General features: G+C 59.2%; 13 protein-coding genes, 2 tRNA genes, 3 rRNA genes and 2 pseudogenes. 4 read left to right on the top strand and 16 right to left on the bottom strand.

The features are described from left to right. Positions 1–177: 177 nt before the first annotated feature. The 9 genes from rrf to J7655_RS10075 form a co-directional block, all read right to left on the bottom strand. Positions 178–293 (bottom strand): 5S ribosomal RNA (gene rrf, locus J7655_RS10115). A gap of 149 nt (positions 294–442) precedes the next feature. Continuing rightward, positions 443–3335 (bottom strand): 23S ribosomal RNA (locus J7655_RS10110). 261 nt (positions 3336–3596) lie between these two features. Continuing rightward, positions 3597–3672 (bottom strand) — tRNA-Ala (locus tag J7655_RS10105). A gap of 22 nt (positions 3673–3694) precedes the next feature. Continuing rightward, a tRNA-Ile gene (locus J7655_RS10100) sits at positions 3695–3771 on the bottom strand. A gap of 85 nt (positions 3772–3856) precedes the next feature. Then, positions 3857–5392 (bottom strand): 16S ribosomal RNA (locus J7655_RS10095). Together the 16S, 23S and 5S rRNA genes with 2 tRNA genes alongside form the textbook arrangement of a ribosomal RNA operon. Positions 5393–5979: 587 nt before the next feature. Continuing rightward, positions 5980–8010 (bottom strand): exodeoxyribonuclease V subunit alpha, encoded by a 2031-nt coding sequence (gene recD / locus J7655_RS10090; RefSeq protein ID WP_230927619.1) that lies wholly within the window; start codon positions 8008–8010, stop codon positions 5980–5982. Next, positions 8007–11636, bottom strand: coding sequence for an exodeoxyribonuclease V subunit beta (gene recB / locus J7655_RS10085; RefSeq protein WP_230927618.1), 3630 nt, complete (start codon positions 11634–11636; stop codon positions 8007–8009). The genes recD and recB overlap by 4 nt, the downstream gene beginning before the upstream one ends. Continuing rightward, the gene (gene recC / locus J7655_RS10080) at positions 11633–15046 is read right to left on the bottom strand and encodes an exodeoxyribonuclease V subunit gamma (RefSeq protein WP_230927617.1); all 3414 of its coding nucleotides are present in this window, start codon (positions 15044–15046) and stop codon (positions 11633–11635) included. The genes recB and recC overlap by 4 nt, the downstream gene beginning before the upstream one ends. Before the next feature lie 158 nt (positions 15047–15204). Next, positions 15205–15525: a ComEA family DNA-binding protein gene (locus J7655_RS10075; RefSeq protein WP_230927616.1), complete on the bottom strand. Its 321-nt coding sequence runs from the start codon at positions 15523–15525 to the stop codon at positions 15205–15207. A 71-nt stretch (positions 15526–15596) separates the two neighbouring features. Between J7655_RS10075 and J7655_RS21005 the strand changes: the two are divergent. Continuing rightward, a pseudogene (locus J7655_RS21005) lies at positions 15597–15743 on the top strand (tyrosine-type recombinase/integrase); the annotation flags it as partial. On the opposite strand, the gene J7655_RS21000 reads toward J7655_RS21005, so the two are convergent. Further along, positions 15671–15880 carry a hypothetical protein gene (locus J7655_RS21000; RefSeq protein ID WP_420850924.1) on the bottom strand — a complete coding sequence of 70 codons (210 nt, stop codon included), beginning with the start codon at positions 15878–15880 and terminating at the stop codon, positions 15671–15673. The pseudogene J7655_RS21005 and the gene J7655_RS21000 overlap by 73 nt on opposite strands. A gap of 209 nt (positions 15881–16089) precedes the next feature. On the opposite strand from J7655_RS21000, the gene J7655_RS10065 reads away from it, so the two are divergent. Beyond that, entirely contained in the window at positions 16090–17499 is a 1410-nt protein-coding gene (locus J7655_RS10065) for a tyrosine-type recombinase/integrase (RefSeq protein ID WP_230927615.1), read from the top strand. Here the strand turns inward: J7655_RS10065 and J7655_RS10060 are convergent. The 5 genes from J7655_RS10060 to J7655_RS10040 all read right to left on the bottom strand — a co-directional run bounded on the left by J7655_RS10060 (position 17493) and on the right by J7655_RS10040 (position 21088). After that, positions 17493–17786, bottom strand: a complete 294-nt coding sequence (locus J7655_RS10060) for a type II toxin-antitoxin system RelE/ParE family toxin (RefSeq protein WP_230927614.1) — start codon at positions 17784–17786, stop codon at positions 17493–17495. The two genes, J7655_RS10065 and J7655_RS10060, sit on opposite strands and share 7 nt — an antisense overlap. After that, a complete protein-coding gene (locus J7655_RS10055; RefSeq protein ID WP_230927613.1) occupies positions 17774–18046 on the bottom strand; it encodes a CopG family ribbon-helix-helix protein in 273 nt (90 codons plus the stop codon). Before J7655_RS10055 ends, J7655_RS10060 begins: the two co-directional genes overlap by 13 nt. Positions 18047–18317: 271 nt before the next feature. Then, positions 18318–19073: an IS21-like element ISPpu7 family helper ATPase IstB gene (istB, locus tag J7655_RS10050; protein WP_230925724.1), complete on the bottom strand. Its 756-nt coding sequence runs from the start codon at positions 19071–19073 to the stop codon at positions 18318–18320. A gap of 17 nt (positions 19074–19090) precedes the next feature. Then, positions 19091–20605 carry an IS21 family transposase gene (gene istA, locus J7655_RS10045; protein WP_230925725.1) on the bottom strand — a complete coding sequence of 505 codons (1515 nt, stop codon included), beginning with the start codon at positions 20603–20605 and terminating at the stop codon, positions 19091–19093. 159 nt (positions 20606–20764) lie between these two features. Beyond that, on the bottom strand, positions 20765–21088 hold the full coding sequence (locus J7655_RS10040; protein ID WP_230927612.1) for a hypothetical protein: 324 nt from the start codon (positions 21086–21088) through the stop codon (positions 20765–20767). 12 nt (positions 21089–21100) lie between these two features. Between J7655_RS10040 and J7655_RS10035 the strand changes: the two genes are divergently transcribed. After that, on the top strand, positions 21101–22054 hold the full coding sequence (locus J7655_RS10035; RefSeq protein ID WP_230927611.1) for an IS1595-like element ISAchd1 family transposase: 954 nt from the start codon (positions 21101–21103) through the stop codon (positions 22052–22054). Here J7655_RS10035 and J7655_RS10030 read toward each other — a convergent pair. Next, complete coding sequence (locus J7655_RS10030; protein WP_230927610.1) at positions 22040–22456, bottom strand: hypothetical protein; 417 nt, start codon at positions 22454–22456, stop codon at positions 22040–22042. The genes J7655_RS10035 and J7655_RS10030 overlap by 15 nt on opposite strands. 274 nt (positions 22457–22730) lie before the next feature. On the opposite strand from J7655_RS10030, the pseudogene J7655_RS10025 reads away from it, so the two are divergent. Next, positions 22731–23096, top strand: a pseudogene (locus tag J7655_RS10025) (M20/M25/M40 family metallo-hydrolase); the annotation flags it as partial. Positions 23097–23157: the final 61 nt, after the last annotated feature.

The following is a 23157-nucleotide window of genomic DNA, read 5'->3' as shown; positions in this document are numbered from 1 at the left end:
GAACGGGTAGGAGCGTGCTCTGCTCGCGAAGCGTCAGCGGATCACCGTAGGGTGCGCAGGCGCACCGACCTGTCGGCGTCCTTGTCGGTGCGCGCAGCGCACCCTACACGCAGCTCTATTTTTCCGCGCTAAAAGAAGAAACCCCCGCCTCTTTCGAAGCGGGGGTTTCGTATAGGAGCTTGACGATGACCTACTCTCACATGGTGAAGCACCACACTACCATCGGCGATGCGTCGTTTCACTACTGAGTTCGGGATGGGATCAGGTGGTTCCAACGCTCTATGGTCGTCAAGCAATTCGGTTGGGATCTCGCGGTTAGGCGCTATCCCTTGGATACGTGATAGATGCTTTGTAGTTCTTGCAAATTTTCGGCTTTCTGTCGACTTCACCATCGACACCCTCTGTCTCCGGCTTATGCCTTCGCAGATTGTTTGGGTGTTATATGGTCAAGCCTCACGGGCAATTAGTATTGGTTAGCTCAACGCCTCACAGCGCTTACACACCCAACCTATCAACGTCGTAGTCTTCGACGGCCCTTTAGGGAGCTCAAGGCTCCAGTGAGATCTCATCTTGAGGCAAGTTTCCCGCTTAGATGCTTTCAGCGGTTATCTTTTCCGAACATAGCTACCCGGCAATGCCACTGGCGTGACAACCGGAACACCAGAGGTTCGTCCAACCCGGTCCTCTCGTACTAAGGTCAGCCCCTCTCAAATCTCAAACGTCCACGGCAGATAGGGACCGAACTGTCTCACGACGTTCTAAACCCAGCTCGCGTACCACTTTAAATGGCGAACAGCCATACCCTTGGGACCGGCTTCAGCCCCAGGATGTGATGAGCCGACATCGAGGTGCCAAACACCGCCGTCGATATGAACTCTTGGGCGGTATCAGCCTGTTATCCCCGGAGTACCTTTTATCCGTTGAGCGATGGCCCTTCCATACAGAACCACCGGATCACTAAGACCTACTTTCGTACCTGCTCGACGTGTCTGTCTCGCAGTCAAGCGCGCTTTTGCCTTTATACTCTACGACCGATTTCCGACCGGTCTGAGCGCACCTTCGTACTCCTCCGTTACTCTTTGGGAGGAGACCGCCCCAGTCAAACTACCCACCATACACTGTCCTCGATCCGGATAACGGACCAGAGTTAGAACCTCAAGGTTGCCAGGGTGGTATTTCAAGGATGGCTCCATGAGAACTGGCGTCCCCACTTCAAAGCCTCCCACCTATCCTACACAAGCAAGCTCAAAGTCCAGTGCAAAGCTATAGTAAAGGTTCACGGGGTCTTTCCGTCTAGCCGCGGATACACTGCATCTTCACAGCGATTTCAATTTCACTGAGTCTCGGGTGGAGACAGCGCCGCCATCGTTACGCCATTCGTGCAGGTCGGAACTTACCCGACAAGGAATTTCGCTACCTTAGGACCGTTATAGTTACGGCCGCCGTTTACCGGGGCTTCGATCAAGAGCTTCGCTTGCGCTAACCCCATCAATTAACCTTCCGGCACCGGGCAGGCGTCACACCCTATACGTCCACTTTCGTGTTTGCAGAGTGCTGTGTTTTTAATAAACAGTCGCAGCGGCCTGGTATCTTCGACCGGCATGGGCTTACGTAGTAAATACTTCACCCTCACCGGCGCACCTTCTCCCGAAGTTACGGTGCCATTTTGCCTAGTTCCTTCACCCGAGTTCTCTCAAGCGCCTTGGTATTCTCTACCTAACCACCTGTGTCGGTTTGGGGTACGGTTCCTAGTTACCTGAAGCTTAGAAGCTTTTCCTGGAAGCATGGCATCAACCACTTCGCATTCTAAAAGAACGCTCGTCATCAGCTCTCGGCCTTAAGATCCCGGATTTACCTAAGATCTCAGCCTACCACCTTAAACACGGACAACCAACGCCGTGCTGGCCTAGCCTTCTCCGTCCCTCCATCGCAGTAACTAGAAGTACGGGATTATTAACCCGTTTCCCATCGACTACGCATTTCTGCCTCGCCTTAGGGGCCGACTAACCCTGCGTCGATTAACGTTGCGCAGGAAACCTTGGTCTTTCGGCGTGCGAGTTTTTCACTCGCATTGTCGTTACTCATGTCAGCATTCGCACTTCTGATACCTCCAGCAAGCTTCTCAACTCACCTTCACAGGCTTACAGAACGCTCCTCTACCGCTCATCCAAAGGATGAACCCGTAGCTTCGGTGTATGGTTTGAGCCCCGTTACATCTTCCGCGCAGGCCGACTCGACTAGTGAGCTATTACGCTTTCTTTAAAGGATGGCTGCTTCTAAGCCAACCTCCTAGCTGTCTAAGCCTTCCCACATCGTTTCCCACTTAACCATAACTTTGGGACCTTAGCTGACGGTCTGGGTTGTTTCCCTTTTCACGACGGACGTTAGCACCCGCCGTGTGTCTCCCGTGCTGACACTTGCTGGTATTCGGAGTTTGCATCGGTTTGGTAAGTCGGGATGACCCCCTAGCCGAAACAGTGCTCTACCCCCAGCAGTGATACACGAGGCGCTACCTAAATAGCTTTCGAGGAGAACCAGCTATCTCCGAGCTTGATTAGCCTTTCACTCCGATCCACAGGTCATCCGCTAACTTTTCAACGGTAGTCGGTTCGGTCCTCCAGTCAGTGTTACCTAACCTTCAACCTGCCCATGGATAGATCGCCCGGTTTCGGGTCTATACCCAGCGACTAAAGCGCCCTATTAAGACTCGCTTTCGCTACGCCTCCCCTATTCGGTTAAGCTCGCCACTGAATATAAGTCGCTGACCCATTATACAAAAGGTACGCAGTCACCCAACAAAGTAGGCTCCCACTGCTTGTACGCATACGGTTTCAGGTTCTATTTCACTCCCCTCTCCGGGGTTCTTTTCGCCTTTCCCTCACGGTACTGGTTCACTATCGGTCAGTCAGTAGTATTTAGCCTTGGAGGATGGTCCCCCCATGTTCAGACAAGGTTTCTCGTGCCCCGTCCTACTCGATTTCATTGATAAGAGCGTTTCGTGTACGGGGCTATCACCCACTACGGCGGCACTTTCCAGAGCCTTCCACTACACTCAAATCAACTTAAGGGCTAGTCCCCGTTCGCTCGCCACTACTTAGGGAATCTCGGTTGATTTCTTTTCCTCAGGGTACTTAGATGTTTCAGTTCCCCTGGTTCGCCTCTTGCACCTATGGATTCAGTACAAGATACCCGGCTTATGCCGGGTGGGTTCCCCCATTCAGAGATCTCTGGATCACAGTCTGTTTGCCGACTCCCCAAAGCTTTTCGCAGGCTACCACGTCTTTCATCGCCTCTGACTGCCAAGGCATCCACCGTATGCGCTTCTTCACTTGACCATATAACCCCAAGCAATCTGGTTACTGTCTCAATCGTGAAGACGACATTCGCCGAAAATTTGCGTCTTGAGAACTACAAATTTTACCTTGACCAGATCAATTGCCAGTGAAAGCAATTAATCAGTCACTTCTATCACATATCCAAATTTTTAAAGAACGATATTCGTACCGGTCAAAAGACCAGAAATCAGCACTCGCAAGATCTACCCTGAAGCGCTCATTTCTGAACTCTTTATCTTCACACCGTAACCGCGTAGAGAGTGGTGGAGCCAAGCGGGATCGAACCGCTGACCTCCTGCGTGCAAGGCAGGCGCTCTCCCAGCTGAGCTATGGCCCCGTATTCTTCTGCACCAAGCAATTGGTAGGTCTGGGCAGATTTGAACTGCCGACCTCACCCTTATCAGGGGTGCGCTCTAACCAACTGAGCTACAGACCTATAACAGGGTCGCGTTACAGCATCGTCTTCGACTATGAATCAAGCAATTCGTGTGGATACTTATGAAGAAGCTGATGTCTTCGATTAAGGAGGTGATCCAGCCGCAGGTTCCCCTACGGCTACCTTGTTACGACTTCACCCCAGTCATGAATCACTCCGTGGTAACCGTCCCCCCGAAGGTTAGACTAGCTACTTCTGGAGCAACCCACTCCCATGGTGTGACGGGCGGTGTGTACAAGGCCCGGGAACGTATTCACCGTGACATTCTGATTCACGATTACTAGCGATTCCGACTTCACGCAGTCGAGTTGCAGACTGCGATCCGGACTACGATCGGTTTTATGGGATTAGCTCCACCTCGCGGCTTGGCAACCCTTTGTACCGACCATTGTAGCACGTGTGTAGCCCTGGCCGTAAGGGCCATGATGACTTGACGTCATCCCCACCTTCCTCCGGTTTGTCACCGGCAGTCTCCTTAGAGTGCCCACCCGAGGTGCTGGTAACTAAGGACAAGGGTTGCGCTCGTTACGGGACTTAACCCAACATCTCACGACACGAGCTGACGACAGCCATGCAGCACCTGTGTCTGAGTTCCCGAAGGCACCAATCCATCTCTGGAAAGTTCTCAGCATGTCAAGGCCAGGTAAGGTTCTTCGCGTTGCTTCGAATTAAACCACATGCTCCACCGCTTGTGCGGGCCCCCGTCAATTCATTTGAGTTTTAACCTTGCGGCCGTACTCCCCAGGCGGTCAACTTAATGCGTTAGCTGCGCCACTAAAATCTCAAGGATTCCAACGGCTAGTTGACATCGTTTACGGCGTGGACTACCAGGGTATCTAATCCTGTTTGCTCCCCACGCTTTCGCACCTCAGTGTCAGTATCAGTCCAGGTGGTCGCCTTCGCCACTGGTGTTCCTTCCTATATCTACGCATTTCACCGCTACACAGGAAATTCCACCACCCTCTACCGTACTCTAGCTCAGCAGTTTTGGATGCAGTTCCCAGGTTGAGCCCGGGGATTTCACATCCAACTTACTGAACCACCTACGCGCGCTTTACGCCCAGTAATTCCGATTAACGCTTGCACCCTTCGTATTACCGCGGCTGCTGGCACGAAGTTAGCCGGTGCTTATTCTGTCGGTAACGTCAAAACACTAACGTATTAGGTTAATGCCCTTCCTCCCAACTTAAAGTGCTTTACAATCCGAAGACCTTCTTCACACACGCGGCATGGCTGGATCAGGCTTTCGCCCATTGTCCAATATTCCCCACTGCTGCCTCCCGTAGGAGTCTGGACCGTGTCTCAGTTCCAGTGTGACTGATCATCCTCTCAGACCAGTTACGGATCGTCGCCTTGGTGAGCCTTTACCTCACCAACTAGCTAATCCGACCTAGGCTCATCTGATAGCGCAAGGCCCGAAGGTCCCCTGCTTTCTCCCGTAGGACGTATGCGGTATTAGCGTTCCTTTCGGAACGTTATCCCCCACTACCAGGCAGATTCCTAGGCATTACTCACCCGTCCGCCGCTAAATCAGGGAGCAAGCTCCCGTCGTCCGCTCGACTTGCATGTGTTAGGCCTGCCGCCAGCGTTCAATCTGAGCCATGATCAAACTCTTCAGTTCAATACTGCTTGGGTTTTGAGAAAACCCTAAACTTGGCTCAGCAATCGCAAAACTTTCAAATTAATGAAAGGTAACTCTCGAATTAACGAGTGTTGCTTTGTGATGCTGATAATCAGTTGACTATCAGTCTTACCTCACAAGCACCCACACGAATTGCTTGATTCAGTTGTTAAAGAACAGTTGGTTAAGCCTTTCGTCTCAACCGAGGCCACGCATTCTACAGCAGCCTTTCTACCTGTCAAGCTGTTTTTCGATTTTGTTTCCGGAGAAACTCTTTTCTACTCAACCACTTGCGCTTTCGATCAGAACTTCTTCTCTCCAGCGGGAGGCGCATTCTACAGCGTTCAAAACCGCTGTCAACCACCTCTTTCAAACCGCTTTCGATCCATTCGACCGAAGCACCAACAGGATCAAACCACCACCCTGTCGACCGGCGCGCATTCTACACGCCAGATTCAGCTTTACAAGCCCTTCATTCAACTTAACTTATTGATTAACAAGAAGTTTTTGAAGCGCTTCATCGCTGAAGTGGCGCGCATTCTACCTCCAGCAGAATGCGCGTCAAGCTTATTTTGCAGTTTTATGACTCATAGCGCTTCGAGCGCCTCGCGCAGGCCGCTGCGGCGCTGCACGCGACGCTGTACCGCCTGCTCGAAGATGCCTGCGCGACTTTCAATGAGGCTGAACCAGTGGCGAGCCCGCGTGATACCGGTGTAGACCAATTCCTTGGTCAGTACCGGGTTGAGGTTATCGGGCAGGATCAGCGCACAGTGGGCGAACTCCGAGCCCTGCGACTTGTGTACGGTCATGGCGAACACTGTTTCTACCGCGCTCAGGCGGCTGGGCAGGATATGACGCAGGGCGCCGCTACCGTCGTTGCGCGGGAATACCACTCGCAACACCTCGCGTACAGGCGCGCCCGGAGATTCAGGCGGCTCCGGTAGGCGCAGCGCGATGCCGATATCGCCATTCATCAGACCAAGGCTGTAGTCATTGCGCGTTACCAGCACAGGCCGCCCCTCATACCAGCCATAGGCTTGCTCCAGCAGGTTACGGCGCACCAGCGCTTCGGCGATACGTTCGTTGAGAGCCTCCACACCCCAGGCACCCTTGCGAACGGCGCAGAGCAGTTGGAACTGATCGAACGCCGCCAGGACATTAGCGGCCCAACCATCCCAGGCCAGGGAGTCAGCATCTGGGGCGGGGCGCTGCGCCTGCATCACCTGCAGATAATGGGCATATCCCTGCGGACGAGGCTCCCTGCCGCCCAGCCCCTCAATAAGCAGTCGCTCCAGCGCACGATCCTGCTCACTCGATAGACGCAGCACATGCAGGTCATCCGCGCCGGCTGCCAAAGTCGCACGAGCCGTCTGCGCATCGCCCTGGTTTACCGCACGCGCCAGACGCCCAATACCCGAGCCACTGCCGAAGCGGCGCGAGTGGCGCAGCATGACGATATGTTGCGCCAGCGCTTTGTCACCGCGCCGCAACACCGGATCGTCCAGCCGCTCTCCCGTCTGGCTTTCCAACCAGGCGCGCGTCGCTTCGCTGTAGCCGCCGCTTTCTGCCTCCCGACACAGGTCGCCCAGCACCGCGCCAGCCTCTACCGACGCCAGTTGATCCTTGTCGCCCAGCAGAATCAAACGCGCATGCGCTGGCAGCGCGTCCAGCAGGCTGGCCATCATTTCCAGGTCGATCATCGACGCCTCGTCCACCACCAGCACATCCAGCGGCAGAGGATTGGCGGCATCGTGACGGAAATGCCGGCTGCCAGGACGACTGCCGAGCAAGCGGTGCAATGTCGTGACCAAGGTTGGAATCTGCACACGCACCTTTTCATCCAGCGCCAGGGACTGCACTTGCGCGCCAATGGACTCGGTCAACCGCGCGGCTGCCTTACCGGTGGGCGCTGCCAGACTCAGGCGCAGGGGCTCGCCAGTGGCCATAGCCGCCTCCTGCAACAAAGCCAGCAGGCGTACCACCGTGGTGGTCTTGCCGGTGCCTGGTCCTCCGGTGATCAGGGTGAAGCGCCCTTGCGCCGCCATGGCGCAGGCCAGCTTCTGCCAGTCGGTCAGACGCTGGCCGTCCACCATCAGCGGTTCGGGAAAGAGTGAAGCCAGCCGCGCAGCCAGGTCGGCCGGCGAAGCAGCGCTCGCCTGCAGTCGCCGGGCGATATCGCCTGCCACCTGGCGCTCATAGTTCCAGTAACGCCTCATATATAGACAGGCGCCGCTGAGCACCAATGGCGCCCCCTCGGACTCCAGCAACGAGCTGCCGGCACAGGCTGCGAGCCAGGACTCCAGGCTGAGCCCAGTCAGTACCTGAGACGGCAGGATCATCGCCTCTTCTGCGTCCTCCCCTTCCGGCGGCAGGGACAGGGTGAAGTCAGGGTTGGCCAGCGTAGCCGCCAGATCCAGGCAGACATGCCCCTGGCCCAGCTGGTGACTGGCCAGTGCGGCGCCGAGCAGGAGCAGCGGTGAAGCCTGCGGATCCAGCTCGGCGAACAACTGCGCCAATGTACGATCCAGCTCGCGCAGCCAACCACGCTCGCTCCATATAGAAAGCAAGGTAAAGAGTTCGGCGCGATCGCGCAGCGCCGGTGCAAGCATCGTACTCATGCTGCGCCCTCCCCGACTTCGCCCATGAACAGCGTATCCAGGCGTTCGATCAGCGCGCGCGGCGGTCGCGCCAGGTAGGCGCCCTGCTGCGGAGCCCGGATAAAGAGGTAGAGCGCCCCCCCTAAATGCTGGTCGTAGTCGTAATCCGGCAGGCGCAGACGCAGTTGCCGATGCAGGGCCAGCACGTAGAGCACATATTGCAGGTCATAACGGTGGCTGGCGATGGCCACTTCCATCGCTTCACGGGTGTAGGCGCTGTCGTCGCTGCCAAGCCAGTTGGATTTGTAATCCGCCACGTAGTAACGCCCCTGATGCTCGAATACCAGATCGATAAAACCCTTGAACATGCCGTTGAGGGTGTCAGCCCGCAGCGGCTGCCTGGCGACACCCGGCAACTCACACTGTTGCACCCACTGATCCAGCAGCCTGACATCCACCCCACGCGCCTCGAACCAGAATTCCAGCTCGGGCTGGTACTGGGTCAGTTGTGCCAGCACGACGGTATCCGTGCCGGTCAACGGAAGCGGCTCGGTCAGCAGTGCCAATAGCCAGTCCAACAGCGGATCGATCCAGTTTTCCAAGCCGCGACGCTGACAGCGCCTGGCCAGTGCCTCGCGCAACTTAGAAGGTTCCTGCGCAAGCGTGGCGAAGCCTTCCTGCGCCGCCATTTCCAGCAGACCGTGGAGGAAGGTGCCCGGGTTCGGCCCACGCGGGAAGCGATGCAGCCCCTGGGCGGATGCCGGCAGCGGCGCCAGGGCCAGCAACGGGTTCTCGTCGTCGATGGCATTCTGCATAGCCGGACTGTCAGGCGCGGCGTCCTCATGGCGACTGACCTGGCTGGGCGCATCCTCGTCCAGGCGCAGCGCACTGTAGGAGGCGATCCACCAATGTTCGGCTGCGCGTCGTACTGGCGTACGCCAATGCGGCTCGAACTGCTCATCTTCGATCATGCGATAGCGCTGCTCGCTGATGGGCGGTACCGGCGCCACGGTGCTTTCCAGACCAGCAGCAAAGGGTGCGAGCCAGTTGGCAAGTTCGCCACTAGCGCCCAGCGATACGCCCCCACCAAGCAGATAGCCGATAGCCGACTCATGCAGACGCGACTTCTTGCCGTTACCGATCTTCAGATCCGCCACGCCCAGCCAGCAGGCGTGACGGGCACGGGTCAGCGCTACGTAAAGCAAGCGCAAATCTTCCCCCAGACGCTCACGCTCGGCGCGCGCCAGACTCTCTTCATCGGCCTTGAGCACCAAACGTCGGCGTTCGCCGTCGTGGATCTGCAGTGGTTTCTTGTCATCCACCGGGCGGAAGGCGCAGATGAACGGCAGGAACACCAGGGGATACTCCAAGCCCTTGGATTTGTGAATGGTCACCACGCGAACCAGCGCCTCGTCACTCTCCAGGCGCAGCACCTGCTCGTCGGCAGCCTGCCCCTCACCGGCCAACAGATCGCTCAGATGCCGAATCAGCGCCAACTCGCCATCGAGCTCGGCGGCAGCCTGCTGCAGCAACTCGGCCAGGTGCAGCAGATTGGTCAACACCCGCTCGCCATCGTCACGCCCCATCAGCCGCTGCGGCAGTTCAAAGTCCTGCAGCAACTGGCGCAGCATCGGCAGCACACCCTGGCGCTGCCAGCGCTGGCGATAGTCGCGGAACTGCATGACGCGGCGCTCCCAGGTGCGCTCGTCGAGATTGAGCTGCTCCAGCTCGCTCAACCCCAGCCCTAGCGTGGCACTGGCCAGCGCCGCACGCAGCGGGCGATCCTGATCCGGCTCGGCGCAGGCACGCAACCACAGCAACAGGTCACGCGCCTCCTGGGCGGCGAACACCGAATCCTTGTCGGAGAGGTAGACGCTGCGTACGCCGCGTGCAGCCAGCTCGCCGCGAATGGCCTGCGCCTCGTTGAAGTCGCGCACCAGCACTGCGATATCGCTGGGCCGCAGAGTATTCAGCACCTCGTCCTTGATGAAACCCGCCTGCCCGCGCTGACCCAGATCCAGCAGACGCACGATTTCGCTGGCCGTCCCAGCTGCCATGACATCCAGATAGGCGCCCTTGGCAAGCGGCTCGTCGCTCGCCAGTTGCCACACCGTCAGGGCTGACTGCGCTTGCCCGTCGACACTCCACACCTCGCCTCGGCCCTGCGCGCCCACCTCGATAAAGGGCAGGTCGTCGCGCAGCAGAAACGCTCCCTCGCCGCCATCACGCTGTTCGGCACGCAGGAAAACACCGTTGACGGCATCGACCATGGCCTGGCTGGAACGGAAGTTTTTCTCCAGGTTGTAATGTCGGCCGACGGTTGCCCGGCGCGCGCGCAGATAGGTGTGAATGTCGGCGCCACGGAAGGAATAAATGGCCTGTTTGGGGTCGCCGATCACGAACAGGCCGCAGTCTTCACGATTGGCCTCTACTTCGTAGAGCGTATCGAAGATGCGGTACTGCAGCGGGTCGGTGTCCTGGAACTCGTCGATCATCGCCACCGGAAACTGGCGACGGATCACCTCGGCCAGGCGCGGGCCATTGCTGCCTTGCAGGGCAACGTCCAGGCGCACGAGCATGTCATCGAAGCCCATTTCCGCGCGCTGGCGTTTCTCCCAGTCGAAGCGCTGGCGAACCCAGGCAGCCGCGTGGCGCAACGCCGCATCAGCGGGATCAGGCAGCGCATCGAGTTGCGCCTTGAGCAGAGCCATGGCCTCCAATGCCGGATGAGCAGGCGCTTCGCCCTTCCAGGCTTCGGCCAGACCATCAGGGGTTAGGCGGGTGAAGCCGGTACCCAGATCGAGATGCGACTCTTCGCCGCCAGCCCACTCGCGTAACTTGGCCAGCCAGGGGTTGTAAAAGCGCGCCTGGATTTTCTTGCCGTCCACCTGTTTGGCCGCCACCGCAGCATCCAGCAGCAACTGCAGTTCATCGGCCCAGGTCAGCCAGGGCGCCTTGAGCTCGGCCAGTGCCTGCTCGCGCTGCAGCAGCGCGCCATCGAGCAATTCGCCTAGCACTTGTGTCGCAAGCTGCCCCTCTTCGCCCAATAACGGTCGCAGTCTGCTACCCAGCCCCGCAGGCGTCCCCCAGACACCCGCCACCCATTGCAACGCCGCGCCCTGCAACGGATAGCAGTGCTGCCGCCAGTAGTCGCGCACCACCTCGGCCAACAGCTCGCTGTGATCGGTCTCCAGGGTCTGGCTGAACAGGCTGCCGCTGTCGAAGGCATGCTCGCGCAGCATGCGCTGGCACCAGCCGTGGATGGTGGACACGGCTGCCTCGTCCATCCACTGCGCCGCCAGTTCCAGGCGGCGGGCACACTCGTCCCACTGCGTCTGGGCGAAGTCACTGCGCAATTCGCGCAGCAGATCATCGCCCTCGGCATCGTCCCGGAATACAGTCGCGGCCTCGACCAGGCGTGCGCGAATCCGGTCGCGCAATTCGCGGGTGGCCGCGTCGGTGAAGGTCACCACCAGAATCTGCGGCGGTAGCAACGCCTCGCGGAACGCGGCGTCGCCGCCATGCCCTAGAATCAGCCGCAGGTAGAGCGCGGAAATGGTGAAGGTCTTGCCCGTACCAGCGCTGGCCTCGATCAAGCGGCTGCCATGCAGGGGAAACGTCAGGGCCAGAGGGCGCTGCTGGCTCATGCTGCGTCCTCCTTGAGTGCTTGCGGATGGCTGTCGAGCAGTGGCTGATAGAGCTGCTCGCTCCATACCGGAAACTGGCCATCGGCGGTGAGCGCGGCGTAATTCGGGAACTGCCTGGCCAGACTGGCACTGCCCTGGACTTCACCTGTGAGGTTGTAGCCGCCTTCGTAGACACTGCGGACCTTGTCTTCGTTTTTGTCTTGCAACCAGGCCAACGAGGTTTTCAGAGCCACCGGCAGAGGCATCTGCATGCCGGCGTTCCAGGCTTCCAGCCAAGTGGCCAGTATGCGGGCTGCGTGCTCCGTAGGTAGAGGTTCGAAGGCTAAACTGCGATCTTCCCCCACCAGCAGCGTGGTCAGCGGCACGCCGCAGGCCGACGCGATGACATGCAGCACGTAGGGCCGCAACAGACGATGCCATTTCCAGCTTTTGTCCTTGTGCAGCGCCCCCGGCAGCAGCTCCAGACGCGCCAGGCCGCCATCGGCTTTCTGCCGCAGCCCGGCAAGCCAGCCATCGAGTTCAACACCGGCTGCGCTGAAGAGCAGACGCTGCGGCGACTCGATCGGGCTCGGCCAGCACAGGCAAAGTCCCTGATAACGCCGTAATTGTGCTGGCAGGGGCTCCAGCAAGGCGTTGCGATACTGCTCGCCGAAACCGGCCAGCGGCAGGACACCGCTGCGTTGCAGGCGGTCGGCTGCCACCCTCAGCGCATCATCGCTGTCGCCCTCGCCTGCGGTCGCCGCCTTGAGCAAGGTTTCCTGCAACTGATAACGCTGCAGTCCGTCGAGGGCGAATGGCTCGCTGTCGAGCCGCGCCTGCTCTTGTTCATCGAGAAACACCTTCAGGCGACGGGTGAAGAAACACTTCACCGGATCACGCAGGAACGACTGCAACAGTTCAGGCGTAAGCTGCAGCCCCTCCTCCCAGGCCGGCAAGGGCGCAGCACTTTCGCGGGTCGAGACCTGGCCATGCAGGGCGGCCCACTCGTGGGCATAACTGAACAACTGCCCCTGGCCATCGAAGTAGCGGCGGCTAAACGGTTGCAAGGGATGCTCGGTGGTCAGTCCATGCAGCAGATCACCGCCACCGACCAGCGTCCAGGCGCTGGCAAGATGGTCGCGCAGTTGACCAACCAACACGGACGGCGGGCGCTCGCTGTTGTCGCGAATGCTGCGCCCCACCCAACTGATATACAGACGATCACGCGCCGCCAGCAGCGCTTCCAGTAGCAGATAGCGATCATCCTCGCGGCGCGAGCGGTCACCGGGGCGGTAATCTCCAGCCATCAGGTCGAAATCCAGCGGCGCCTGGCTGCGCGGATAGTCGCCATCGTTCATGCCCAGCAGGCAGACCTGGCGGAACGGAATCGCGCGCATCGGCATCAGGGTGCAGAAATTCACCGCACCGGCGAGAAAACGCTGACTCAGCCGCCCCTGATCGAGCCCGCCCAGCCAGGCTTCGCGCACCACCGGCAGGGTCAGCGCTTCTTCCAGGGTCGCCGCCTCGCACAGCTCCAGCCAGGCATCCAGCGTATCGAGCAACTGAGTCGTGAGCACGTCTTCGCGGTCGTTTTGCGCCAGGAAGAAATCGTCGAGCACGCTGCGCAAGCGTTCGCCCCAGTGCACCGGCGTGGCCGGCTCGCGCAGCTGCTGCAGATGCCGATCGAGGCTTTCCAGCAGGCGCGTCACCGGGCCGATCAACGCAGCGTCGAGCCCGCCGATCTCGTCATAGGGTTCGATACCGGCAAAAGCATCGGCCGTGCCCACTGCGTAGCCCAGCAGCATGCGCCGCAGGCCGAAACGCCAGGTGTTCTGCTCCAGGTTCTCGCCCAGGCCCAGCGACTGTCGCTGGCTCGAATCCAGCCCCCAGCGCACACCGGCGCCTTCCAGCCAGCGGCGCAGGGTGGGCAACTGCTCCTCGGCGATGGCGAAGCGCTGACGCAGCGCGGCGACATCCAGCAGATCAAGAATCTCGCTGACGCTAAAGCGGCTTTCCGGCAGGCGCAGCAGGTGCTCCAGCGCGATGACCATCGGCTCCTTGCCGCGCAGTCCCTGATCAGCCAGGGTGAAGGGAATGAAACGCGGGTCGTCACTGGCGAACTGGCCGAACACTGCCTGGATATGGGGTGCGTAGGCATTGACGTCCGGCACCATGACGATCACGTCGCGCGGCCTTAGCGTGGCGTCCTCGCTGAAACTGGCCAGCAGTTGATCGTGCAGCACCTCCACCTCGCGCTGAGCGCTGTGGGCGATGTGAAAGCGCAGCGAATGATCTTTGGCGGGGTCGACGGGAGGCCAGGTGCTGCGCGTTTCCGCCAGCGGACGCAGGTCGAGGATGTCGTTCTGTAGTTGGCCAAGCAGGCAGCTCTCACTGCCCGGGCTGAACAGGTCGATGCGCTCGAACTGCTCGCGGTAACGCTGCGGCTCGTCGTACTGATCCAGCAGATTGATGTAGTCGCGCCCCTGCTTACCCCAGGCCGCGAGCAGTGGCTGCCCGTGCTGGTACATGTCCTCCTGCTCGAACAGGCCGATCTGCGCGCCCGGCCCGCCCTTGCGCTGCTGGCGGCGATATTCGTGGCGCAGCAGATCCTTGTCTTCGACGATATCGCCCCAGTGATGCTGACAGGGGTTGTGCACGTAGAGCATGACCTGGCTGAAACGCGCCATGGCCGCCAGTGCTTCCAGCACCTGGGCCGGCAATGAGGAAATACCGAAAACGGTGATGCGTCGCGGCAGCCCGGCTGGCGGCGTTTCCAGTTCGCCCATGCGCGCAACGAAGCGTGGGTGCACGCCGGCGCGGCTCTCGGCCAGGTGCTGCTCGCCAACATCCGCCAGCAAGACGCGCCACAGCGCGGGTTGCCAACGGGAATCGCCCTCCAGCAGCCGCTCGCCGCCACGCGAGGTACGCAAGCGATCATGCCCGGCGACCCAGTCCGCCAGCCAGTCGGCGCGATAGACCTGGTATTGGTCGAACAGATCCGCCAGACGTTCGGCCAGTTGGTGGCGCTTGCGCAAATCCTGGTCATCGGCAAGGAAACGGCGCAATGGAGCGAACGCCTCCTCGGCTAACAAATCCGGCAACAGGCGCATCAGACGCCAGGTCAGCGGCGCCTTGTCTAGAGGCGACTGCTGCGGAATCGCATCGCTACCCAGCACGTTACGGTACGCCTGCCAGAGAAAGCGCGCCGGCAGGTCAACGTCCAGCGCCGCCGCGATACCGCAACCATCACGCTCGGCCAACGCCAGCTTGAGCCACTGGGCGATGCCATTGCTCTGCACCAGCAACACTTCGTTCTCCAGCGGCCGCAGCGGATAGCGCCGCATCCACTGCACCGCCAGCGCACGCAGCTCTTCGAGGTGATTGCCGTGAATAACGATAAGGCCGGGGGACAGCTCCGGGCTGGCGGGCATCGACTGACTCCTGTCGAAAATCGAAGCGCAAGTTTGCCAGCATTTACTGAAGAGGTGAGTCCTTGGCCGGCTATCACGACCGATTTGAGGCTTTTGAACAGGCTCAAACAACAAAAAGGCCGGTCAATGACCGGCCTTGATGGCGATACCTGCAGGCGTCAGTCGACTACCAGTTTGTCGCGATTCTTATTCAGAGTCGCCTCACCAATACCCTTGACCTCAAGCAGTTCGTCAACAGAAGCAAAACTGCCATGAGCCTCACGATAGGCCACGATTGCCTGAGCTTTGGTTGCACCGATACCCGCCAGCTCATGCTGGAGCGTCTCGGCATCAGCAGTATTGAGATTGACGGTTACAGCCTGAGTGACTTGCGCGGAGGTCGCTTCGCCAGCCTCGGCGTTTCCAGTGTCGACTGCGGATACAGCGAAGGAGAAAGAGGCAAGAAGCGCAAAGAGGACAGAAGAGAGGTAGTTTTTCATGGTTTAACGTTCCATGTAGGTGAGTGAGACGAGCACGTTAGGCTCATTTTTCAACCTAGACGCTAATTCTCTACTGTCAAATCCACACTCACGATCTGAAGTCGAAGGCTTTGGGCAGACGGGATAACGGTAGCATCACCAGTCACTACTCAGCCGCCGAGTTGGGCAAACTGATCGATGAAGCCAACAGGATTTCGGCTACCGACTCGCGTAATCCGCGCCCGTTCTGGATATCACCGAAATCGCCGGGTAGTTTTGCGCCAGTTTTGCGCAGCCCAAAAACAAAAACAGCCAGTGATTGCTCAACTGGCTGTTTTCGTTGGAGTTTTTGGTCGGGACGGAGTGATTCGAACACTCTACCCCTTGCACCCCATGCGCTTATTTGGTGGATTCCAATAGATCCTATCGGACACTGACGGACAAGCTTAAGCCTAGTAAATACGGGGCTTACAGGCTAATATCACATCCCATAGCGTCCAATACCGTCCACCACCAGCCACGCAGTTCGGTGGGGCAAAAGTGGGGCAAAATTCGTAGTCAACCGAATCAAGCAAGGGGTAGAGAGTGGCAAAGCTGACAGCGAAACAGTTGGAGGCACTAACCGCAGCCGACGATGGCAAGACACTTCGCGAGGATGGTGGCCTGGTCGCCAAAGTCCGCGCCGGTATTCGCGGAGTCACTGTCCTGTTTCGCTATGAGTTCAAACTGGACGGAGTCAAACGCGACCACCGCCTGGGTAGCTGGCCGAAAAAGTCTCTGGCTCAGATTCGCGCCGATCGTGATGAGGTTAGAGCGACGGCCGCAAAAGGCATCGATCCAACCGCTGCTCGCAAAGCTTCCAAGATAGAAGCTCAAGCTGCAGTAGCAGCGACCATCGCCGAAGCCGAACGCCAAGCGGCCGAAAACAAGACGGTGGCGGACCTCTTCGACGAATGGATTCGCGACGGCGTCTCCCGCCAAGATGGCAATGCCGAACTGACCCGCAGCTTCAAGAAAGATGTCCTACCGCTGATTGGCAAGAAACCACTGCGCAACCTGACCGAAAAGGATCTACTCGCGGTGCTGCGCTCAGTCAAAGCCCGTGGCCTGAACCGCACCGTCGTTATCCGCAACAACGACATTGGCCAGATGCTCCGCTGGGGTGAGAAACGCAAACCCTGGCGAGGCCTGATGACTGACGGCAATCCAGCCGACCTTATAGATGTTAGCAAGCTGCTCGATCACGATTATGAAGAACAACGGGACCGCCTTCTCTCCCCCGACGAGATTCGCGAGCTGCGTGACATCCTCGAACGCCTGGAGAGAGACTACGAAGAGCTTCCTGCTGGCCAGAAGTATTCAGGCATTCGCCCGGTCAATACGCGCGTCCAGTGCGCGCTGTGGATCTGCCTGAGCACACTCTGCCGAATCGGCGAGTTGCTTAAGGCCGAATGGCGCTTCGTGGATCTGGAGAAGGGGACTTGGTTCATCCCGGCCGAGGCCACCAAAGGCCATAAAGGCAAGCGCCAGGATCACCATGTGTTTTTGTCAGCGTTTTCCATCGCGCAGTTCAAACGCCTGCAGAAAGAAACCGGCGATACACCGTTTTGCTTCCCCAGCAAGGACAACCAAAGCCACGTTGACACCAAGACTGTCAGCAAGCTCATCGGAGACAGGCAGTGTCGATTCAAGAACCGGAGCAAGCCTCTGGCTGGCCGCCATCATGACGACTCACTGGTACTGGGCAAGGGCATAAAGGGTGAATGGACACCGCACGACCTGCGTCGCACTGGTGCAACCATGATGCAGGAGCTCGGTGTCACGCTGGAGATCATCGATCGCTGCCAGAACCATCTGCTGGGTGGCTCCAAGGTTCGACGGCATTACCTGCACCACGATTACGCTAAGGAAAAAACCGAGGCGTGGCGGTTGTTGGGTGAGAAGCTGGAGTCGATCCTTGCTGAATGCACAGTAGCTGCACCCCAGCCTCAGTAGCCGGCTTCTTTCTGATGGCGGAAGGCCAAAACATAGGCCGTGTCATCTGCTCGCTCATAGCGGTACAGAGCGACGTAACCTGAGTCACCAAACTCGATGATGAGCTCACGCAGCTCCGGCAGATCTGGAAATGGACGCCCTACTTCCGGACTTTCCTCCAAGCGAGTGAATTGGCGCTCAATCGCCTGCGCAGCACGTCGCGCGACCTGGGGGTCTTTATCGGCGAGGAATCGTCGGCAACGCTCCAAGCCCTTCGCCGCGCCTTCAGTGACAATCAGTCGTGGCACTTGGGAAGCTCTGCCTCGGCATCTGTACCCCAGCTACCAAGCCAGGTACGAGTCTCTTGGCCAGTCAAATGCCGTCCGGTTTCCTGATACGCAGCCCAAGAAGCCAACGCTTCTTGCTTGAAGCTCTCACGGGCCTCCTCACGCTCGACGTACTGGATAATCGCCTCACGCATGATCCAGTGGGATGAGCGCTGCCGCAAACCAGCCAAATGCTGAATGCGACCTTTCAGATCGTCGTCAATTTTGATGGAAGTGGCCATGGTCAGCCCTCCGTTATCTAAAGGTATTACCTGTGAATATCGTAGCAGAGAAAAAACTGTGCTGCGCATTCAGACGCCGATGGGCATAACACTGGATGGCTCAATCCAAACCCGAGCATCTGCTGCTTACAGGTCTTCCAAGGTGCGGATTCCACGCCATCCGGCCACCCAGTCCACGCTCATCTGGCCAGGCATTCCACGGCCATCTGGCCACCTGTTCCACGGCCATCCGGCCGGGCAGTCGGAGCGCAGCGACGCAGGGGTGGCATTGTTAGTCCGGGTTGGCTGGCGTCGTCAATTTCTGCGTCCGTTTGCGCATTGATTCACCCTTCAGATTGATCCGATAAGCGTTGTGCACCAGGCGGTCGAGGATGGCATCGGCCAGGGTCGGATCGCCGATCAGTTCGTGCCAGTTGTCCACCGGCATCTGGCTGGTGACCAGGGTCGAGCGCTGGCCGTAGCGATCATCCAGTAGCTCCAGCATGTCGCGACGCTGTTCGGCGGTGAACGGGGCCAGACCCCAGTCATCGAGGATCAGCAGGTCGGTCTTGGCGTAGCTGCTCATCAGCTTGGCGAAGCGCCCGTCGCCGTGAGCCAGGCCCAACTCCTCCAGTAGGCGCGGCAAGCGCAGGTAACGCACGCTGTAGCCCTCTCGGCAGGCCTGGTGGGCCAGGGCGCAGGCCAGCCAGGTTTTGCCCACGCCGGTGGGGCCGCCGATGATCAGGTTGAGGCCGTCGCGTAGCCACTGGCCGCCGCTCAGTTGCAGGATCAGCGCCTTATCCAGCCCGCGCGGGCTGCGGTAGTCGATGTCTTCGAGGCTGGCGTTGTGCTTGAGCCGGGCCTGGCGCAGGCGGCTGCTCAGGCGCTTGTCGTCGCGTTCAGTCAGTTCGCGGTCGACCAACAGGCCGAGGCGTTCCTCGAAGCTCAGGCTGTCGATGTCCGGGGTTTTCAGTTGCTCGGCGAGTGCCTTGAGCATGCCGTGCAGGCGCAGGGTCTGGAGCTTGTCCAGGGTCGGATGGGGCAGCATGGTGGGATTCCTTGTGTTCAGTGGTAGTAGCCGGGGCCGCGCAGGTTGGCGTGGTCGTCCGGCAGCAGGGGCAGGTTGGCTTGAGCCAACGGCAGGTTTTCCAGCCCCTGGCGCAGGATCGATTCGAGGCTCTTGTAGCTGCACGCACCGAGGCTGAGGGCGCGACGGCAGGCCAACTCCAAGCGCACTTCGCCATGGGTCTTGCCCAGGCGCAGGATGCCCAGGCAGGCCCGGTAGCCTTGGGTTGGGTGGATGCGCCGTTCGAGGATGTGGCTGATCACGCCGGCCGTGTTCGGCCCGGTCTGCTCAGCCCAGCGGATCAGCCGTTGTGGCGTCCACTCGGCGTGCTCGCGATGGCTCTTGGGCATGTGCTCGGCCTGTGTGCTGTGCCGGCCCTTGTGCGGTGAGCGCAGGTGGCTGGCCACCCGCTGATTGGCGTGGAAGCACTCCACCGTGCGCGCTGTCAGGCGTACTTCCAGTTGTTTCTTCACCAGTTGGTACGGCACCGAGTAGTAGTGCCCATCGACCTCGACGTGGTAGTCGATGTGCACCCGCGCCTTCTTCCACTCGGCATACACGTAGGGCTGCTCCGGCAGTGGGCGCAGCGCTGGACGATCCAGGGCTTCGAAGGCCGAGTGCCGGGAGCCCGGCAGCTTGCGAAACGGTCGTCGGTTGAGCCGCTCCAGCAATAAGGCAATGGCGCTGTTGAGTTCGTCCAGGGAGAAGAACTGGCGGTTCCTCAGCGCGGCGAGGATCCAGCGCTCGACCACCTGCACGCCGACCTCAGCCTTAGCCTTGTCGCGCGGCTTACGCGCCCGCGCCGGCACCACCGCCACGCCATAGTGCTCGGCCAGATCGCGGTAGCTCGGGTTGATGTCCGGCTCGTAGCGATGGCTCTTGCTCACCGCGCTGCGCAGGTTGTCCGGCACCACGATCTCGGGCACGCCGCCGAGGAAGGCGAAGCAGCGGGCATGGGAGCCCAGCCAGTCAGGTAACTGCTGCGACCAGGTGGCTTCGGCGAAGGTGTAGCTGGATGCACCAAGCACCGCGACGAACACCTGCGCCTGGCGGATCTCGCCGCTGTGGCGGTCGATCACCGGCACCGTCTGCCCGGCGTAGTCGACGAACAACTTCTCGCCGACGCGATGCTCCTGGCGCATCACCACGTCCAGCTTGCCCTGCCAGGCTCGGTAGTGCTCGCAGAACCAGCTGTATTGAAAGCCCTGCGGCTGGCTCAGGCGATACTCCTGCCAGAGCAGCGCCAGGGTCACGCCGGGGCGACGCAGCTCGGCGTGGATCATGGCCCAATCGGGCAGCGGTCGTTGCTCGCTGGGTACCGCCGGCGGTGGCGGGAACAGCTGATGCTCCAACTCGGCATCGGACAACGAACAGGGCCAACTGAGACCGCTGGCGGCAAAACGATTGAGGTAGTCGCCGACGGTGACACGACCGACCTGCACGCTGACCGCAATCTGGCGAGCCGATAGTCCGACCTCGAACTTGAGACGTAGTACTTCGCGAATCTTACGCATGGATAAATGCTCCACGACGACCTCTCTGCTTCGAAAAAGAGGTCGATGGTAGTGAAGAAATCCTGCGTTACTGCCTGCCCGGTTGAGTGGCCGGATGGCCGTGGAATCAGTGGCCGGATGCGCGTGGAATGGGTGGCCGGATCACCGTGGAATCGGTGGTCAGATGCTCATGGAATGGGTGGCCAGATGACCGTGGAATCCGCATTCCAAGGAAACCTGGATGGATTTTTCAGCTGCCCGAGCCTCGCTGACCGTCCAGCCTTTAATCCTACGGATCTTTTCTTCCTCTTCGGACCAGGTCATGGGGAACCTGTTCTCTCCCGACAACAAGCCATCCATAGCCAGACGACCAAGTGCATGAGCAAGCACGCCATGCTCTTGGAGATAACGTTGGAACGGCTGGATGAAATGCCCCTTAAAGAAAGGCTCTGTCTGAGTTAGCTGTTGCAGTGGTCTAAACTGAATCGTGATCTTTCCCAGCATGAGGGATCTATCATGAAAGCGGTTCAGTTTTCGCGGTGGATGGCACAGCTCTCCAGCCTCAACCCAGAGCAACGTGACCAGTTGAGATCCAAGCTCTTGCCAGCTGCGAGGCACTCGCAGGACGCAATCAAGGCCCCAAGCCATTGCCCGCATTGTCAATCGCGGGAACTGCGCCCCTGGGGTTCCAGTGGTGACTTGCCGCGATACCGCTGCAAGGTTTGCGGCAAAACCAGCAATGCCCTGACGGGCACCCCAATGGCGCGACTGAGAAAGCGCCATCTCTGGCAAGACTATGCGGACGCACTGACCCAGAGCCTGAGCGTGCGCAAGGCCGCCGTTCATTGTGGCGTCAGCAAAAACACAGCTTTCCTGTGGCGACATAGGTTTCTTTCGCGGATTGCCGATCACCAGGCCCAGCACGCGTCAGGCATTGTTGAAGCAGATGAAACCTTCTTCCTGGAGTCCTTCAAGGGGCAACGCGAACTGCCTCGACCGCCTCGTCGGCGCGGTGGCAGCGCCAAACGACGCGGACTGTATGCCGAGCAAATTCCTGTGCTGGTGGTAAGAGATCGCAGTGGTCAGCAGGCAGACTTCAAGTTGGAAAAGCTGGATGCACAGCACATAGGGGAGCGGCTACGCCCGCTGATAGACGCGGATGCGATTCTCTGTACTGACAGCGCAAGTGTCTACGCCCATTTCGCCAAGGTTGAAGGCATCACTCACCGACCGATTAACCCGAGCCAGAATCGACGGGTTGATGGTGCTTTCCACATCCAGAATGTGAATGCCTACGACAGCCGACTCAAGAGCTGGATGATTCCTTTTCATGGTGTGGCCACCAAGTACCTAACGAACTATCTGGGCTGGCGCCGCCTGCTTGAGCGCTACAAAACACAGCTCAACCCATTGATTTGCTTGAAAGAGGCGTTGGGGTATAGGGATATGCAACAGTTAACTCAGACATAGCCTAAAGAAAACCGAGGCCAGCTCGCTTGCCAGCAACACATTATGAAGCTGAACCTGGGAGCCATCACCGAGAGACAGCCGGTCAGCCAAACCATAAATCTGCTGCAATTGCAGCTCACTGCGCATCGCCTTGATATAGGCCAGCTGATTCAATTCATGGTTCTCTGGCTTGCCAATGACTTGCTCAGCTATGCCCGAGTGGATGAAGGCCTGAACAGCACGATTCATCCAGTAGTGCCAAAGCAGGTCGCTCTTGCGCCCGGTTCGCTGCCACTGCTCTGTTCCCGCCTCTGACTGGTTGTAGATAACCGACTCACCCGGCTTTAGCTGGTACCGGCACTCTGGATCAAAGCAGAACCAGTCAATTGAGTCCTCGTAGTCGATTCGCTCTTGGGTAGCCACAATCAGAACAGCCAGCGATTCGAGATTGTCACGACATCTGGCTGCATCTGCGCTGGATGGCTCTGGGAGAATAATCGGTATTAAGTGGCGCTTCAGCGACCGCCCAAGCCGAGACTCAGTCAGGCGAAAGTCCTCTTCCGGGCATGTCTGGAGTTTCCTCACAGTGATGCGGTTAAAGACCTTCCACTGCTGACCGGAGCGATCTGCAGGCGGGTAATCCCCCCATTTTTAGTACTCACCAGAAGTAGAGGTCAGGCCGTGAGGGCCAACTGAGCGCACTGCCAAGGGAATCGCGGAAGCGGCAGGAGCCAGCGCCGAGGTAAGAATCATCGACAGCTACCTGACCACCACCAACAACCCCGAACTGACCGAGCGCATGGTGCCGACCCTGCGCCGAGCAGCACAGGATCGCGTGATGGTATCGCCAATGGTTACCGGCTCGGAAGACTTCTCGTTCTATGCCAACCAAGCACCGGGCCTGTTTGTCTTTTTGGGTGTAACGCCAATGGAGCAGATGGGCAAGGCCGCGCCGAATCATTCCCCCGGGTTCATGGTTGACGACGCCGCGCTGGTGACCGGCATACGAACGCTGAGCATGCTGGCGACCGACTATCTGCAGCAATCGAAACTCGGCAACTGATCGGTTACCGCGCGGCGCCGGCTTATCCGAGCCAGGCATACTTGATCAGTCCAAGCAGGCG

Source organism: Pseudomonas wenzhouensis (assembly GCF_021029445.1).
Lineage (GTDB): Bacteria > Pseudomonadota > Gammaproteobacteria > Pseudomonadales > Pseudomonadaceae > Aquipseudomonas > Aquipseudomonas wenzhouensis.
This window is presented reverse-complemented; position numbering and strand designations above follow the sequence as displayed.

What these genes read in the sequence shown, in the direction of transcription:
- J7655_RS10075 (WP_230927616.1), bottom strand. Translation starts at nt 15,525, where the DNA reads ATGAAAAACTACCTCTCTTCTGTCCTCTTTGCGCTTCTTGCCTCTTTC.
- J7655_RS10035 (WP_230927611.1), top strand. Translation starts at nt 21,101, where the DNA reads ATGAAAGCGGTTCAGTTTTCGCGGTGGATGGCACAGCTCTCCAGCCTC.
- recD (WP_230927619.1), bottom strand. Translation starts at nt 8,010, where the DNA reads ATGAGTACGATGCTTGCACCGGCGCTGCGCGATCGCGCCGAACTCTTT.
- istB (WP_230925724.1), bottom strand. Translation starts at nt 19,073, where the DNA reads ATGCTGCCCCATCCGACCCTGGACAAGCTCCAGACCCTGCGCCTGCAC.
- istA (WP_230925725.1), bottom strand. Translation starts at nt 20,605, where the DNA reads ATGCGTAAGATTCGCGAAGTACTACGTCTCAAGTTCGAGGTCGGACTA.
- J7655_RS10040 (WP_230927612.1), bottom strand. Translation starts at nt 21,088, where the DNA reads ATGCTGGGAAAGATCACGATTCAGTTTAGACCACTGCAACAGCTAACT.
- recB (WP_230927618.1), bottom strand. Translation starts at nt 11,636, where the DNA reads ATGAGCCAGCAGCGCCCTCTGGCCCTGACGTTTCCCCTGCATGGCAGC.
- J7655_RS10055 (WP_230927613.1), bottom strand. Translation starts at nt 18,046, where the DNA reads ATGGCCACTTCCATCAAAATTGACGACGATCTGAAAGGTCGCATTCAG.
- recC (WP_230927617.1), bottom strand. Translation starts at nt 15,046, where the DNA reads ATGCCCGCCAGCCCGGAGCTGTCCCCCGGCCTTATCGTTATTCACGGC.